This is a genomic window from Paractinoplanes aksuensis (genome assembly GCF_024137025.1).
In the GTDB taxonomy this organism is placed as follows: domain Bacteria; phylum Actinomycetota; class Actinomycetes; order Mycobacteriales; family Micromonosporaceae; genus Actinoplanes; species Actinoplanes aksuensis.
In genome coordinates, this window is sequence record NZ_JAMYJR010000055.1 from 69,374 (window position 1) to 83,762 (window position 14,389).

17 protein-coding genes are annotated in these 14,389 nt (G+C 70.1%); 11 read left to right on the plus strand and 6 right to left on the minus strand.

Translation table 11 applies throughout. From position 1 onward, the window contains the following. Positions 1-63 precede the first annotated feature (63 nt). Positions 64-627: a MarR family winged helix-turn-helix transcriptional regulator gene (locus M1L60_RS42370; protein WP_253243257.1), complete on the plus strand. Its 564-nt coding sequence runs from the start codon at positions 64-66 to the stop codon at positions 625-627. 3 nt (positions 628-630) lie between these two features. Here the strand turns inward: M1L60_RS42370 and M1L60_RS42375 are convergent, their stop codons facing one another. The 3 genes from M1L60_RS42375 to M1L60_RS42385 are packed head-to-tail and all read right to left on the minus strand — an operon-like array spanning position 631 to position 3,247. After that, positions 631-948, minus strand: coding sequence for a hypothetical protein (locus M1L60_RS42375; RefSeq protein WP_253243258.1), 318 nt, complete (start codon positions 946-948; stop codon positions 631-633). Positions 949-986: 38 nt separating this feature from the next. Next, on the minus strand, positions 987-1,790 hold the full coding sequence (locus M1L60_RS42380) for an IclR family transcriptional regulator domain-containing protein (protein ID WP_253243259.1): 804 nt from the start codon (positions 1,788-1,790) through the stop codon (positions 987-989). Positions 1,791-1,801: 11 nt separating this feature from the next. Continuing rightward, positions 1,802-3,247, minus strand: coding sequence for an amidohydrolase family protein (locus M1L60_RS42385; RefSeq protein WP_256518432.1), 1,446 nt, complete (start codon positions 3,245-3,247; stop codon positions 1,802-1,804). 132 nt (positions 3,248-3,379) lie between these two features. Here M1L60_RS42385 and M1L60_RS42390 point away from each other — a divergent pair, with 132 nt between their 5' ends. Genes M1L60_RS42390 through M1L60_RS42410 form a run of 5 tightly spaced genes read left to right on the plus strand, consistent with a single transcriptional unit; the run spans position 3,380 to position 7,459 of the window. After that, a complete protein-coding gene (locus M1L60_RS42390; RefSeq protein WP_253243261.1) occupies positions 3,380-4,504 on the plus strand; it encodes a CaiB/BaiF CoA transferase family protein in 1,125 nt (374 codons plus the stop codon). Beyond that, complete coding sequence (locus tag M1L60_RS42395) at positions 4,489-5,256, plus strand: citryl-CoA lyase (RefSeq protein ID WP_253243262.1); 768 nt, start codon at positions 4,489-4,491, stop codon at positions 5,254-5,256. The genes M1L60_RS42390 and M1L60_RS42395 overlap by 16 nt, the downstream gene beginning before the upstream one ends. Positions 5,257-5,265: 9 nt before the next feature. Beyond that, the gene (locus M1L60_RS42400) at positions 5,266-6,144 is read left to right on the plus strand and encodes a DODA-type extradiol aromatic ring-opening family dioxygenase (RefSeq protein WP_253243263.1); all 879 of its coding nucleotides are present in this window, start codon (positions 5,266-5,268) and stop codon (positions 6,142-6,144) included. Further along, complete coding sequence (locus M1L60_RS42405) at positions 6,141-6,503, plus strand: hypothetical protein (RefSeq protein ID WP_253243264.1); 363 nt, start codon at positions 6,141-6,143, stop codon at positions 6,501-6,503. Before M1L60_RS42400 ends, M1L60_RS42405 begins: the two co-directional genes overlap by 4 nt. After that, positions 6,500-7,459, plus strand: a complete 960-nt coding sequence (locus M1L60_RS42410) for a quinone oxidoreductase family protein (protein ID WP_253243265.1) — start codon at positions 6,500-6,502, stop codon at positions 7,457-7,459. Before M1L60_RS42405 ends, M1L60_RS42410 begins: the two co-directional genes overlap by 4 nt. 114 nt (positions 7,460-7,573) lie before the next feature. Here the strand turns inward: M1L60_RS42410 and M1L60_RS42415 are convergent, their stop codons facing one another. Then, positions 7,574-8,236 (minus strand): sigma factor, encoded by a 663-nt coding sequence (locus M1L60_RS42415; protein WP_253243266.1) that lies wholly within the window; start codon positions 8,234-8,236, stop codon positions 7,574-7,576. 121 nt (positions 8,237-8,357) lie between these two features. On the opposite strand from M1L60_RS42415, the gene M1L60_RS42420 reads away from it, so the two are divergent. Then, entirely contained in the window at positions 8,358-8,816 is a 459-nt protein-coding gene (locus M1L60_RS42420) for a carboxymuconolactone decarboxylase family protein (RefSeq protein WP_253243267.1), read from the plus strand. Between the two features lie 43 nt (positions 8,817-8,859). After that, entirely contained in the window at positions 8,860-9,513 is a 654-nt protein-coding gene (locus tag M1L60_RS42425; RefSeq protein WP_253243268.1) for a hypothetical protein, read from the plus strand. Here M1L60_RS42425 and M1L60_RS42430 read toward each other — a convergent pair. Next, positions 9,510-10,331 carry a hypothetical protein gene (locus tag M1L60_RS42430; RefSeq protein WP_253243269.1) on the minus strand — a complete coding sequence of 274 codons (822 nt, stop codon included), beginning with the start codon at positions 10,329-10,331 and terminating at the stop codon, positions 9,510-9,512. The two genes, M1L60_RS42425 and M1L60_RS42430, sit on opposite strands and share 4 nt — an antisense overlap. 149 nt (positions 10,332-10,480) lie before the next feature. On the opposite strand from M1L60_RS42430, the gene M1L60_RS42435 reads away from it, so the two are divergent. Together M1L60_RS42435 and M1L60_RS42440 are read left to right on the plus strand one after the other, a co-directional pair. Then, positions 10,481-11,215 carry a 16S rRNA (uracil(1498)-N(3))-methyltransferase gene (locus M1L60_RS42435; protein ID WP_253243270.1) on the plus strand — a complete coding sequence of 245 codons (735 nt, stop codon included), beginning with the start codon at positions 10,481-10,483 and terminating at the stop codon, positions 11,213-11,215. A 180-nt stretch (positions 11,216-11,395) separates the two neighbouring features. Then, entirely contained in the window at positions 11,396-11,878 is a 483-nt protein-coding gene (locus M1L60_RS42440; RefSeq protein ID WP_253243271.1) for a hypothetical protein, read from the plus strand. Between the two features lie 258 nt (positions 11,879-12,136). Here M1L60_RS42440 and M1L60_RS42445 read toward each other — a convergent pair whose 3' ends face one another. Next, positions 12,137-13,057 (minus strand): collagen-like domain-containing protein, encoded by a 921-nt coding sequence (locus M1L60_RS42445; RefSeq protein WP_253243272.1) that lies wholly within the window; start codon positions 13,055-13,057, stop codon positions 12,137-12,139. 896 nt (positions 13,058-13,953) lie between these two features. Here M1L60_RS42445 and M1L60_RS42450 point away from each other — a divergent pair. Further along, positions 13,954-14,241 carry a hypothetical protein gene (locus M1L60_RS42450; protein ID WP_253243273.1) on the plus strand — a complete coding sequence of 96 codons (288 nt, stop codon included), beginning with the start codon at positions 13,954-13,956 and terminating at the stop codon, positions 14,239-14,241. The last annotated feature ends 148 nt before the right edge of the window (positions 14,242-14,389 follow it).

The following is a 14,389-nucleotide window of genomic DNA, read 5'->3' on the forward strand; positions in this document are numbered from 1 at the left end:
CAAGTCGAACTGTGGCACTTCCGGCTTGAACATTCAAGTGCGCGGAGGCGGTATTCTTCCGGGGTGACTATTGACACGCCCCCCGAGGCGCCCTGGCTCGACAGCGAGGAGCGTGCGGCGTGGATGACCCTGATCACGATGCTGATGACGCTGCCCGCCGCCATAGATGCCCAGCTCAAGCGCGATTCCGGGCTCAATTTCTTCGAGTACTCGATCCTGTCTCACCTGTCCCAGCCGCAGGAGCACGCGGTGCAGATGAGCAATCTGGCCCACCTGGCCGGCGGCTCGCTGTCCCGGTTGTCGCACGCCGTGAGCCGGTTGGAGAAGCAGGGATTTGTGACGCGTCGCACGGGCAGCGACGGGGAGAGCCGGTGCGTCCAGGCGTTTCTGACCCCGGCCGGGTACGCGGCCCTCGTGAAGGCCGCGCCGGCCCACGTACGGGAAGCTCGTCGCCTGGTCTTCGACAACCTGTCGACGGCGCAGGTGCGTCAGATGCACAAGATCGCCCACGAGATCGCCGAGGCCGCCTCGCCCGATTCGGTGCGGCGGATCGACGATGCGATCGCTCAGGCCGAGCGGGCCGAGCGCGAGGGCCGGGCCGACCCGTGCGTCCCTGGCGGCTGCTGAGGATCAGCCGCTGAGCTGCGACCGCGCCCGGTCGATGAGGGTGGGCAGCAGCTCGGCCCGCCAGGTGTCGAGGTGGACGCTGCCGCTCGACAGGCCGCCGTGCGCGAACTCCTCGCGATAGACCCAGGGCGCGCTCTCGGCGGCCAGGTCGCAGGCGACGACGCGGTCGAAGGTCGCCTTGAGCAACCGCTCGACCTCACCGACCGAGGGCGGCAGGGCGAGAGTGACGAGCTGCTCCCGCATGGCCCGCCAGACCCAGGGGTCGCCCCGCAGGCCCCACCGCACCGGTTCCGGATCGAAGAGATCGGACATCATCCGCACCCGATCAGGGTGACACCACCGGGTCGCGGCCGCAGCGCTCAGACCGTGATCGCCGGGACCGCCCCGGCCAGCGACCAGTCGTGGCCGATGTCAGCGGCGGTGCGCAGCAACTTGGGCAGGTGGTCTTCGACGAGGGTCTCGAGCGAGGTCTCCGCCGCGTGCACGGTGACGTTGATCGCGGCCATCACCCGGCCGTCCCCGTCCCGCACGCCGGTCGCGACGGACCGGATGCCGGGCGCCAGGTCTTGATCGGCCAGCGCCCACCCCTTGGCCCGGACCTCGCGCAGGGACGTCTCGATCTCGCCCGGCGTCAGCTGCCGGCGCGGATCGATGCCCGAGCGGGACGGCTGGTCGAGCACGGCCGCGAGCTCGTCGGCGGGCAGCCCGGCCAGCAGCACCTTGCCCATCGAGGTGACGGGCGCGGGGAACCGGGTGCCGATGGTGACGGCCAAGGTGACGATCTTGGGAACCGCCACCCGGGCCACGTAGACGATGTCACTGCCGTCGAGCTGGGCCATGGAGGTCGACTCGTTGGTCTGGGCGACCAGCTTCTCCATGTGCGGGCGGGCGACGTCCCACATGCTCAGCGAATTCACGTACGCCATGCCGAGCTCGAGCACCCGCGGGGTCAGCGCGTAGCCGCGCCCGTCGGCCCGCACGTAGCTCAGCGCCTCGAGGGTGATCAGGATGCGGCGGACCGTGGGCCGGGCCAGCCCGGTGCGGTGGGCGATCTCGCTCAGCGTGATGGCGGGGGTGCCCGGGCGGAAGGAGCGCAGGACGTCGAGGCCACGGGCCAGGGCCTCGATGAAGTCGGGTCCCGCGCCCCTTCCGGTGTCGGTCATGGAACGGGACCCTACTTGGTGTACTGATACGGGTTGTGCAGCACGCGGGCCTCCGGGATGTCCGGGTTCATGCCCTGCTTCCAGGCGTCCTCGCCCAGCGTCGAGCGCAGGTGGTCGATGGTCGCCCCGACCTTGGCCCGGGCCGCGGCCAGATCCGCGTCGACCAGCCGGCCGTCGCGCTTGACCACCCGGCCACCCACGACCACCGTGTGGACGTCGCCCCGCTGGGCCTGGAAGGCCACATGCCCGTACGGGTTGAGCACGGGGAACATGACCGGCGAGGCGTCGTTCTTGAGGAGCACGATGTCGGCCTGACGCCCCGGGGTGAGCGCCCCGAGCGACGAGTCGAGACCCAGGGCCTTGGCCCCGCCGCGGGTGGCCCAGTCGACGACCTGCTCGGCCCGCAGGTGGTGATGGGTGACCGTCTCCTGCTTGCCGTGGGCCTCCATGTGCTCGCGGACGCGGTCGGCGCTGAGCGTGGTGCGCATCGCCGAGAACAGGTCGCCGCTCCACCACACGCTGGTGTCCATCGACAGCGACACCGGGATCCCGTGCCGCCGCAGCTGCCAGGTGGGCGGGTAGCCCTGACCGGCGCTCTGCTCGCTCTCGGTCGACACCGAGACCGAGCCACCGGTGGCCGCGATGCGGTGGTACGAGTCGCTGGACAGCGTGGCCGCGTGCACGTACACGTGGCCCGGGCTCATGAAACCACCGTCGTGCATGAGCCGGATGCCGTCGTCGTTGGTGGCGCCCCAGACGCCGGCGTGCGTGGTGACCGGCACGCCCAGTTCGCGGGCGACCTCGAAGGCCGCCTTCTCGGGGAACGCGGGGTCGCCGGTGACGTCGAACGCCATCTGGAAGCCGGCCAGCTTGCCGCCGTCGATGCGGCGGCGGTAGAAGTCCTGGAACTCCTTCGACGTCGACCACTCCCACGGACCCTGCTGGATGTTGCCGTAGGCGAGCACGAACCGGCCCGGCACGGCCTCGAGCGCGTCGACCGCGGCGTCGGCGTGGTCGGTGCTCTGCAGCCCGTGCGACCAGTCGACAGTGGTGGTGACGCCGGAGTCGATCGCCTCCAGGGCGCCGAGCAGGTTGCCGGCGTAGATGTCCTCGGGCCGGAAGTGCTTGCCGCTCTCGAGGTAGTACCAGACGAAGTACTGGGTGAGGGTCCAGTCGGCGCCGTAGCCGCGCATCGCGGTCTGCCACATGTGCCGGTGGGTGTCGACCATGCCGGGCATGAGGATGCCGCCGGTGGCGTCGACCTCCTCGTGCCCGTCGGGTGCGGTCAGGTTCGGCCCGATCTCGGCGATCTTGTCGTCGACGACGAGCACGTCGGCGTTCTCGAGCACGGTATGGGAGTCATCCATCGTGAGAACAAGGCCGTTACGGAAGATCATCGCCCGTCCTTTCTCGGATTGACGGACCGTCGTCCGCTCAGCGGGCAGTCCGGGTGGCATGAGTGTGCTCCCGGCCACTTGCGCGGTCAATAGTTTATTTCGGCCGTGTGAAACGGCCGTTGACACGGGGGGTGCACCGGAGCAAGCTGTTCGAGCGGACGAGTGTCCGCAGGACGGGCGGTTCGTATGTCTGTGAAGGGACCACTGGACGGCTTGCTGGTCGCCGACTTCTCCCGGATCCTCGCCGGGCCGTACGCGACCATGCTGCTGGCCGACCTCGGTGCTCGCGTGATCAAGGTGGAAGGCCCGGGCGGGGACGACACCCGCACCTGGATGCCACCGGTCCGCGACGACGTCTCGACGTACTACCTGGGCATCAACCGCAACAAGCGATCGATCGCGCTCGACCTCAAGAACGAGGCCGACCTGGCCGACGCGCAGGAGCTGGCCCGCCGGGCCGACATCATGATCGAGAACTTCCGCCCCGGCGGCCTGGCCCGCTTCGGGCTCGACTACGACACGGTGGCGGCGGCCAACGAGAAGATCGTGTACGCGAGCATCAGTGGCTTCGGCACCGGGGCCGGGGCCGGGCTGCCCGGCTACGACCTGATGGTCCAGGCCATCTCCGGGCTGATGAGCCTCACCGGCGACCCCGACGGCTCGCCCTACCGGGCCGGTATCTCGGTCTTCGACGTGATGGCCGGCCTGCACGCCAACATCGGCATCCTGGCCGCACTGCATCGCCGGGCCGAGACCGGCCGGGGTCAGCACGTCGAGGTCAACCTGCTCAGCTCGGCCCTGTCCGGCCTGGTCAACCACTCCAGCGGCTACGTCGCGGGTGGCACCGTTCCGTTCCGCATGGGCAATGCGCATCCCAGCCTCTTCCCGTACGAACCCCTGCCCACCGCCGACGGCGAGCTGATCGTCATCGCGGGCAACGACGGCCAGTTCCGCAAGTTGTGCCAGGTGCTCGGCCTGACCGAGTTGCCCGACGACCCGCGCTTCGGCCGCAACCAGGACCGCACGGCCAACCGGGAAGAGCTGCGCCCGATCCTGCTGGAGCGCCTGGCCACCCGGACGAAGGACGAGTGGTTCCGCGACCTCATCGCAGCCGGCGTGCCGTGCGCGCCGATCAACACCATCGACGGCGGCGTCGCGTTCGCCGAGGAACTGGGGCTCGACCCGGTGGTCACCACCGGCGGCATCCCCGGCATCCGCAACCCCATCACCTTCAGCGATTCGCAGGCGCGGTACGAGCTGCCGCCCCCCGGGCTGGACGAACACGGCGAGGAGATCCGCAAGTGGCTGAGGAGCTGAGCTTCCCGACCGGCATCGGCACGTCCACCCCCGACTCCATCTCGTTGCTCGGCCAGGACCTGGCGGCCGACCTGATGGGCCAGGTCGGGTTCGGCGAGCTGGCGTTCTGGCTGGTCACCCGGCGTCGTCCCACTTCCTCCGAGGTCCGGGTCTTCGAGGCGGTGCTGGTCGCGCTGGCCGACCACGGTTTCACGCCGACGGCGATCGCGGCCCGGCTCACGTACCTGTCGGCGCCCGAGGCCCTCCAAGGCGCCCTGGCCGCCGGACTGCTCGGCGGTGGATCACGCTTTCTCGGCGTGACCGAGGACTGTGGACGGTTCCTCGCCGACACTTTGGCGGCAACGTCCGGGGAAGATTACGACGCCATCGCCCTCGAGGCCGTCCGCCAGGCCAAGGCCGACAAGCGCTTTGTTCCCGGTCTGGGCCATCCGGTGCACAAAATCGAAGACCCGCGCACTCCCGTACTGATCCGGATCGCTGCCGAGGAGGGCCTGCGTGGCCCGCACTTGCAGCTGTTCGAGGCGATCGGGCGGGTGCATCCTGAGGTGCTCGGCCGCCGGCTGCCGTTGAACGGCGCCGGCGTGTGCGGGGCCGCCCTGGCCGACCTCGGCCTCCCCATCGATCTGCTGCGCGGCTTCGCGCTGCTGGCCCGCGCGGCCGGCCTGCTCGGGCACCTGGCCGAGGAACGCCGGCGCCCGCTCGGCATGGAGATCTATAAAACCGTCGATCGCAACGCCGTCTACGAACCCTAAGGAGAATCCGTGGCCAGCATTGTCGCGGTCATCGCCTCCACCCATCATCCGTTCTACTACAAGGCCAGCACGGCCACCGGTGAGGACCGGCCGCCGTTCGCCGACGAGTGGGAGCGCAAGATTCTCGCCTTCCGCGAGACGCTGACCCGCGCCAATCCGGACGTGCTGGTGATGGTCGGCTCCGACCACTTCCACCAGCTCTGGCTGGACAACATGCCGCAGTTCCTGGTGGGCAAGGCGCCCTTCTACGACGCCAACTGGTACAACGAGGAACGCGAGTTCGGCCTGCCCCGCATGCTGCTCAAGGGTCAGGAAGACCTGTCCGCGCACATCCTGCGCAACGGGCTCGACGAGGGCTTCGACCTGGCCTTCAGCAACGAGCTGCGGATCGACCACAGCATCACCTGCCCGATCATCACGCTGCGGCCCGAGGCCGACCTGCCGATCGTGCCGATCTACACGAACATCTTCGCGCCGCCCCTGCCGCAACCGTCGCGCTTCGTCAAGCTGGGCGAGACTATCCGCCAGATCGTCGAGCAGTGGCCGTCGCATCTGCGGGTGGCCATCATCGGCACGGGTCACCTGTCGCTCGAACTGGGCGGCCCGCGCCAGTTCGGCCCGCACGGCCCCGACCCCGAGTTCGACCGCAAGGCCGTCGAGTGGATCGCCACCGGCGACCTCGACAGCTGCCTGCGTGAGGTTTCGCTGGACAGTCTGCACTCACCGGGCAACGCCACCCACGGCTTCATGGACTTCATGCTGATGATGGGTGTGGCCGGCGCCGGGGCCAAGGCCGATTACGTCGACACCCTTGACCTGTTCCACACCATGGAGGCTTACTTCACCTGGTACCCCAACGGGTCGTCGGCTCTCGGAGGCGCGCGGTGAGCAAGTACCTGATCGACAAGTTCCTGTACACGGTCGACCGCGATCCGGACCTGGTCGAGCGCTACCGTTCCGAGCCGGCCGAACTGGTGACCTGGTGGGAGGCTGCCCGGGCGAACACCGTGCTCAACTGCATCACCGGCGAGTCGAGCACGTGGCTGCGCTTCACCGACGACGAGCGGCAGGCACTGATCGCCCACGACCACGTACGCCTCTTCGAACTGGGCGCCCACCCGTTCCTCACGCTGACGCTGTTCATCGCCATGTTCGAGCGTGACAACAAGGAGCCGCTCGAATACCAGAAGGCGTTCGGCGCCCGCCTGGCCCACTTCGACCTCCCGTACCCGGACATCGCGACATGACCGCGGCGGCCGTGCTGCGCGTATGCGGCCGGCCGCCGTCCATCGAGGAGCGGCGGCCGCCGATGCCCCACTCGGGCGAGGTGCCGATCCGGGTCGCCGCCGCGCCGATCACACCGCTCGACGTGCTCTGCGCGAGCGGCACCAGCTACTTCGGGCCACCGGCAACCCCGTACGTCCCCGGCGTCCAGGGCGTGGGCCGCCGCGACGACGGCACACCGGTCTGGTTCGCCACCTCGGCCGGCATGCGCCCCGGCGACGGCAGCATGGCCGCCGCGGTCTCCATCCCGTACGTCGATGTGGTACCCCTGCCGGCGGACGCGCCCCTCACCCTGATCGCCGCCCTGGGGTTGTCGGCGGTCGCCGCCCACGCCGCACTGACCCGCACCGGCGGTCTCGCCGAGGGCGAGGTCGTGCTGGTGCTGGGCGCGGGCGGGGTGGTCGGCCAGGCCGCGATCCAGCTGGCCCGGTTGTCCGGCGCCTCCCGGGTCATCGCGGTCAGCCGCTCGGCGCCGGCTCGGGAGCGCGCGCTGCAACTGGGCGCGGAACACGCCGTACCACTACTGCCGGACGACGACGCCGGCACGCTGGCCGACCGCCTGCGCGCTGTCTCAGGCCTGGTCGACCTCGTGCTCGACCCGGTCTTCGGCGTCCCCGCAGCGGCCGCGCTGCGCGTGCTGCGGCCGGGCGGACGCTTGGTCAACCTGGGCAGCTCGGCCGGCGCCACAGCCCCTCTGGACTCGGTGACGCTGCGCAGCGGCTCCCTGCAAATCCTCGGCTACACCAACAACGCCCTCTCGGTAGGGGAGCGAGCCGACTCCCTGGGCGTGGTAGCCACCCACGCCACCGCCGGCAACCTCACCGTCGCCCACGAGGTAGTCCCCATCACGGATGTCGCCGATGCGTGGCAGCGCCAGACCGCAGGCACCGCGGACGGCCGGATCGTGTTGGCTTTCTAGCTGTCCACACTGGCAAGTGTGCAGGCTTGGCAGCCCGCGCAGCGATAACGGGCCGCTCGTCGCCGAGCCACGACGTCGGTCAAGCCGCACCATCCCCAGGCGGTGATGAACAGCCTACAAAGGCAGAATCTCGATCTCCCGAAGCCGCGCAGGTTCCGTTATTGCCTCCAGGGCCACGATCTGTCCTTCGCGAACCGTCAGGGTGATGGCCAGCAGGGTGTCGCCTCCCGGGGCCACGCGGAATCCGAGCAGTCCGTTGACCAGGGCCGCTTCGGCGTTGCGGGCCTTGCCGTTGAAGAAGCGGGCCAAGCCGGCCGCCCCACGGGTCTCGGCCGGTATTCCCAATTGTTTCTGACCGTAGGCGTCGATCCGCAGCCGCACGTCGGGGTCGAGCAGGCTGAGCAGCTTCTCGAACTCGCCGTCGCGGGAGGCGGCCAGGAAGGCCGGGGTCAGCGTGTCCAGGACCACCAGCAGGGCCAGGCCGACCGAGTCGGCCAGCATGGTTGCGTCCTCGGGGCCGGGCGTGGTGGGCGTGTCGTGGTCGTCCCACGGTGTTTCTCGTCGGGAGCCTCGGGAGCGCAGCAGGTCCAAGCACACCCGGCCGACGACAGTGGTCAGCCACGCGTCGAGGTTGTCGATTCCGTCGGCGCCGATGCGGTTGAGGCGTAGCCAGGCTTCCTGCACCGCGTCGTCCGCCTCGGCCGTGGACCCGAGCATGCGGTAGGCCACCGCGCGCAGGCGGGGGCGGTTCTGTTCGAAGCGGTCCTGCACGTCCATGGCTCCCCCTTTGTGGTGTGTGTCACATCGGTCACACCTGGCCGGCTTCATCCGTCGCACCACCGACGGAGCAGAGCGCGCCGATGTGACGTGCCGCCGCGGAAACCTGGAGGAGAACATCATGCAGGCTCGGATGGACAACCCCGCCGCTCATCTGCCGGAGTCGGTTCAGGCGGTCAACATTCTGTACAAGTCGGCCCACTCGGCCGGGGTCGATCCGGCCACTCTGGAACTCGTGCATCTGCGGGCCAGCCAGATCAACGGGTGCGCGCCCTGCGTCGAGTCGGGGGCGCGCAACGCCCGCAAGAACGGGGAGACCGACGAGCGGCTGATGACGGTCGCGGTGTGGCGGGAGACGCCGTGGTTCACCGGGGCCGAGCGGGCCGCGCTGGCCCTGGCCGAGCACGCCACCCGGCTCGCCGACAGTCCGGACGCGGTCCCGGACGTCGTCTGGGACGAGGCGGCCCGGCACTTCGGCGAGAAGGAACTCGCGGCGCTCGTGCTGTGGATCGCGACGACGAACTTCTTCAACCGGATCAATGTCACGACCCGGCAGCAGGCGCCCCAGAATTGGGGATGATCGGAGGAACAGCGCACGCCCCGGCAGGTCTAACATCCGGGTCATGACGGGCGGAGAAGTGCCCCGGGGCGTGCGGGTGGCGACGCTGCTGGCCTGGCTGATGGTTCCGGCCGGCGCGCTGCTGCTCGCGGCCGGGATGCTCGACCTGGCCTACTGGGCCTCGCCCGAGGCGGGCCGGCTCACCACGCTGATGAACGACATCGAGACCGAGTACGGTGTCCCGGCGCCGGCGATGATCCGGGGCGGCTCGGGGGCGGTGCTACTGGTCGTCCTGGGCGCGGCCGGGGTGGCGTACGGGGGCCTGGCGCCCTTGATCGGCCGCGGCTCGCGCTGGGCCCGCAGCTGGGGCGTGGGCATCGGCTTCGCGGTCTTCCTGATCGGCCTGACGACGGTCGGGGCCGACGCGAGCCAGCCCGGCTATCTGCGCGACTACTTCACGGCGATGACCTGGCAGGGCATCGGCGACCGCATCCCGCGGGTCGAGGCCCTGCTCTACCCCCAGTGGTACGCCTGGCTCGAGGACATCGGCCAGGGCGCCGTCACGATGCTGGGCCTGGCGGTGTCGGTCGCGCTGATCTGGGCCGCGATCTCGCACGCCGAGCACTTCATGGCCCGCGGCGACGGCGGCCAACCCGACGAGTGGGACAACACGATCGCCCGTATGCGAGCCAACCGCCGCCCCAGTGACCAGGGTTAGGGTCTCCGCAGCTCGTCGATGCGCTCGCGCAGCAGGTCGGGGCGCCGGTGCAGGCCCGAGACGAGCAGCCCGACCAGCAAGCGCACGTGCGGGCCGGAATCGGGCAGCCGCATCCGGCCGACCAGTGCCCGTTCGAAGAGCTGGTCAAGTTCCTCGGCCGGCAGTCCGAGCCGGTCCTGGATCTCGGCGTCGGTGCGGCCCTCGGCGCAGAGCCGCAGGGCGTGGCGTTCCGGCTCGGTCATCCCCATGTCCTCGGGCAGCTCGCCGTGGCCGAGGCGGCTGAGGGCGGCCCGCAGCTCGCGCAGCTCGTGCTCGTACCGCTCGTAGGTCAGGCCCGTGATCTGCAGGGCCGCGGTGAGCCGGCGGCCGTGCCGGAGCAGGACGAGCAGGTCGCGCAACGCGGGGGAGGCGGGGATCCCGTGCTGGTCGAGCGCGGCCACAATGGCCTGGGCCAACGTCGGGCCGACCCGGAAGGGACGGTTCACCGCCTCGCACAGGGTGTCGGCGAGGGGCCAGCGGCCGAGGCCCTTGGTCACCACGTCGTTGGCGCCGTTGACCCAGACCGCGACCTGGGCCCGCGGGTCGGCCCCGGCCGTGTGCACGACCGTCGGCACGGGGTCGGCCAGCAGGGCCCGGATCTCGTCGACCGGGCCCACGTTGGCCGGGTCGAGCAGGCGTACGTCGTGGCGGAGCCGGGTGAGGCCGGCCACCGTGCCGACGGGGGTGAGGATGCGGAGCCGGGGATCGTCGCGAAGCAGCTCGGTGACGCCCCGGCAGGTCGGGTCATGGTCGTCGATCACAGCCACGTGCAGGACCACCGGGAAGCTCCTCGGGAAGTCGTTGCCGATCGATCCGAGGCTAACAGCGTGTCCTCCACAGCCGACCCCCTCGAAAGAGGGTCATCCCGGCGACGGCCCGGCCGAGCTCCCTGCGACCGGGCGGGGGAGTGGTTGGGTAGCGTGCGGGGGTGTCCGCACCGCTGTTCCTCGTCGAGTCGCTGCCCGTCACCGCCCACCACACGCTGGACGGGCCCGAGGGGCATCACGCCGCCGACGTCCAGCGGCTGCGGGCCGGCGAGACGCTGATCCTGGCCGACGGCCGGGGCGGCAGCGCCGTGGCGAAGGTGACCGCGGTGCGCAAGGGCAGCGTCGACGTCGAGGTGCTCGACCGCGAGTACGGGCCGGCAGCCGATCCGCGGCTGGTCGTGGTGCAGGGCATCGCCAAGGGGGACCGGGGCGAGCTGGCCGTGCAGGCGATGACCGAGATCGGCGTGGACGAGATCCTGCCCTGGGCCGCCGCCCGTTCGGTGGCGCAGTGGCGCGGCGACCGGGGCGCACGGGCCCGCGACAAGTGGGCGGCCACGGCGCGTGAGGCGGCCAAGCAGGCCCGCCGCGCGTGGTTGCCGGTGGTCGGCGGCGACCCGGACTGCTCGACCAAGCAGGTCGCGGCCCGGCTCGGCGCGGCCGACGCGGCTTTTGTGATGCACGAGGAGGCGACCGAGTCGCTGACGGCGGTCGGTCTGCCCTCGTCGGGCGAGATCGCGCTGGTGGTGGGCCCCGAGGGCGGCATCCGCGACGCGGAGCTCGAGGTGTTCGTCGCCGCGGGGGCGACGGCCGTGCGGCTGGGGCGCGAGGTGCTGCGCACGTCGACGGCGGGCGTGGCGGCGTTGTCCGTCCTGTCGGCCCGGCTCGGCCGTTGGTAAAGGTCAGGGCGACAATTCCATCCACATATTCTTTGTTATGTTTTTGCCTTCGCGGAAAGGCTTTCATTCCATTCGGCTACCTCGGCGTGTTGCTCGGCCGTTATTTGCCCTACTGCATGCTTTGCTGATCTTGCAAGGCATCTGGTAACCACCGGAAAGGGCAAAGTAATGAACAAGTCGATGCGCGTTGTCGCGACGACCGGCCTGGCTGTGCTGGCCGGTCTCACGATGAGCGCTGCCCCGGCCCAGGCCACGGAGGCCAAGCCGGGCGCGGGTCAGACCCAGCAGCACCGTGACCGCGACGGGGTCGAAGGCTATTTCCGTACGCTGGGGGCCTGCGAATTTGCCGGCCGTGTGGGCGAGCGCTTCGGCCACTGGGACTACTACGACTGCGATCTGGTCCTCGTGGGATTCCGCCGCGGCGTCTGGGCGCTCGAGGTCGACCGGCTGGGCCGCTTCGATCACGGCCACCGTCCGTCGACCCTCCCCAAGCCCATCAAGGACGACAACGGCTACGGCGCCAAGGACGACGCCAAGGACAACGGCTACGGCACCAAGGACGACGCCAAGGACAACGGCTACGGCGCCAAGGACGATGACACCAAGGACGATGGTGTCAAGGATGCCGGGGCGAAGGACGACGGCTACGGCGCCAAGGGTTAGAAACCGCGTGATCTTGGCGGGGTAGAAACATCGAACGACACCAGCACCATGCGCGGGCACTGTTTCAAGGTGCCCATGCGGGGGCTGGTGCCGCCGGGCGATCGGGGTCGCCCGGCGGCACCCGGGAGTGACTAAGCGTCAGCCGCGGTAATCGTTCGATAACCCTCCACTTCCCGGCCGATCCGCGGCCCGTCGAGAGCATCCGGATCATCACTGACCCTGTATGACTTCACCGGATGCCCTCCAGGGGCCGTCGAGTCAGCGCCCGCGGTTCGGACCCTGGTGGCCGTTCTGACCCGGCTGACCCTGGTTGCCGCTCTGGCCGGGCTGTCCCTGGTTGCCGCTCTGACCTTGGTTGCCGCCCCGGCCGGGCTGACCTTGGTTGCCGCTCTGGCCGGGCTGTCCCTGGTTGCCGCTCTGACCTTGGTTGCCGCTCTGGCCGGGCTGACCTTGGTTGCCGCCCCGGCCCGGCTGACTCTGGTTGCCGCTCTGACCGCTCTGTCCCTGGTTGCCGCCCCGGCCGGGCTGACCCTGGTTGCCGCTCTGGCCCGGCTGGCCCTGGTGACCGCTCTGGCCCGGCTGGCCCTGGTGACCGCTCTGGCCCGGCTGGCCCTGGTTGCCGCTCTGGCCCGGCTGGCCCTGGTGACCGTTCTGGCCCTGGTTGCCGTTCCGGACCGGCCCCTGCTGGCCGCCGCGGACCGGCCCGTGCTGGCCGGGTCGGGTGCCCTGACGGCCGGGGCCGAAGTCATGGCGACCGTGGTGGCCGATGTGGCCCGGCCGGCCGGGGCGGACCTGGCCCCAGAAGCTCGGCCGGAACTGACCCGGGAAACCACGGACGACCTGGAAGGGGCGGCCGAAGCCGACCGGACCCCAGTTGTCGTCGTCGCCGACCTCGAGCGCCCACATGCCGCGGCGCGGGCCGATGCGGACCGGGCTGCAGTCGTGGTCGTCCCAGGCGCCGGCCCGCTCGCCGAACTGTCCGGCCATCGCACAGTCCCGCAGCGATCGGTAGTAGCCGACGACCTGGCCGTCGCCGCGCCAATCGGCGACGTGGGACGGCGTGGACCTGCTCTCCGGGGTGCCGGCCGAGCCCGCGGCCTGGGCCGGACCGGTTCCGACGGCCAGCGCCGCGAGAACACCGAAGCCTCCGAGGGTGAAGGCGCGGGTGAGCTTGTTCATCGCAATTCCTTTCGGGCTGTGCTGCGTCGAGTCTTACGGAGGGGAAAACCGCAATCCGTCCACGCCGGTTGTCGAACTCGCGTATCCCGGCCGATGACCGTTCGGCGGATGATTCCGGAGGATCGACCAGCGGTCCTGGCTGAAAGGTGGCCTACGACCGGCAGGCCGCTGGCTCCGGAGTGTTGCCGGATCGGGCCGGGCCGGATCTCACCGTGGGTGGAAAGGTAAGTGACCTTCAGTTGACGTGATGGCCGTCACAGAGGACATGGACAGGCGTCGTCCCGGAAAGATTGCCGCGACCCGTGAAAAGAGGCTTTGAGCTGGCCAAAGGCCTGCAGTGTGGTGGTGGTCGAGCCGGCTGTTGGAAGGATTTAGCACGGGTTTATTCCGGTGACTGCCCCGGCCCTCGGAGTGCTCGGCCGCCACTCGTCCGGAGTAGTCCTCGCGCACATCGGCGATGGGTCCTTCGGGTGGGTGGCCGCCTTTCGGGCCGGTCCGTGCGGCCGAAAGCCTGAGCGTCGCCCGGCCGACCGGGGGTCGCCTCCCGTTGGTTTAACCCGAAATGGTTGCGCCGGAGCAACTAAGCACTCTTGCCTCCCCGCCGATACGCTGATAAATAGTGGTGGACGGTGAGCCGGAATCCTTTTCTGCAAACATCAGACGCTTCTGGCACAATTATCTGGCACGCCCCCTCCGCGCTAATTCGAAGGCCATTCGGGAATGGTCTTCAGGGCCGCCACGATCGTATCCATGATGAGCGTTGCGATGCCGCTCCCGCCGCCGTCTCCGGTCGGAGCGGGTCGCCCCGGAAAGATCTACACCTGGCCGGGGATTGCCGCCGGCGGGGGCGGGTAGGGCCGTGGTCCAGCAATGACGATGAGCAAGGAAAAGATCCGATGGAGACAGACAAGGTTGTTCTTTCCGCCAAGTGGCGTGCGGCCTATCAGGCGGCCCTGGCGCTTCTGGAAAGCGATCAGCCGTACAGCGATCCGCATGACGCCACCGCCCGCGCCCGGGTCCAGCGGCTGCGGACAGACACCCGTCGCTGGATTCGGGAACAGAAGCGGCTGGCGTCCGCGGGGGCCCTGTCCCCGATCCAGACGCTGTTCATCGATCACATTCCGGATAACTGGCGCGAGATCGACCTACGGCGCCGCCGCCGGCGCCGGCTGCTGCAGAGCTGACGCCGGTCGGCAGGCACGAGGGCGGGCCCCCCCCCCCCCGGGGGGGGGGGGGGCCGGCGCGCCCGGCGCGCCCGACTGCGCCTGCAGCACGGCCGCGTCCAGGACCACCGCGGCCCGCTCCTCGGCGGTCCGCAGCAGGTCGCTGCGG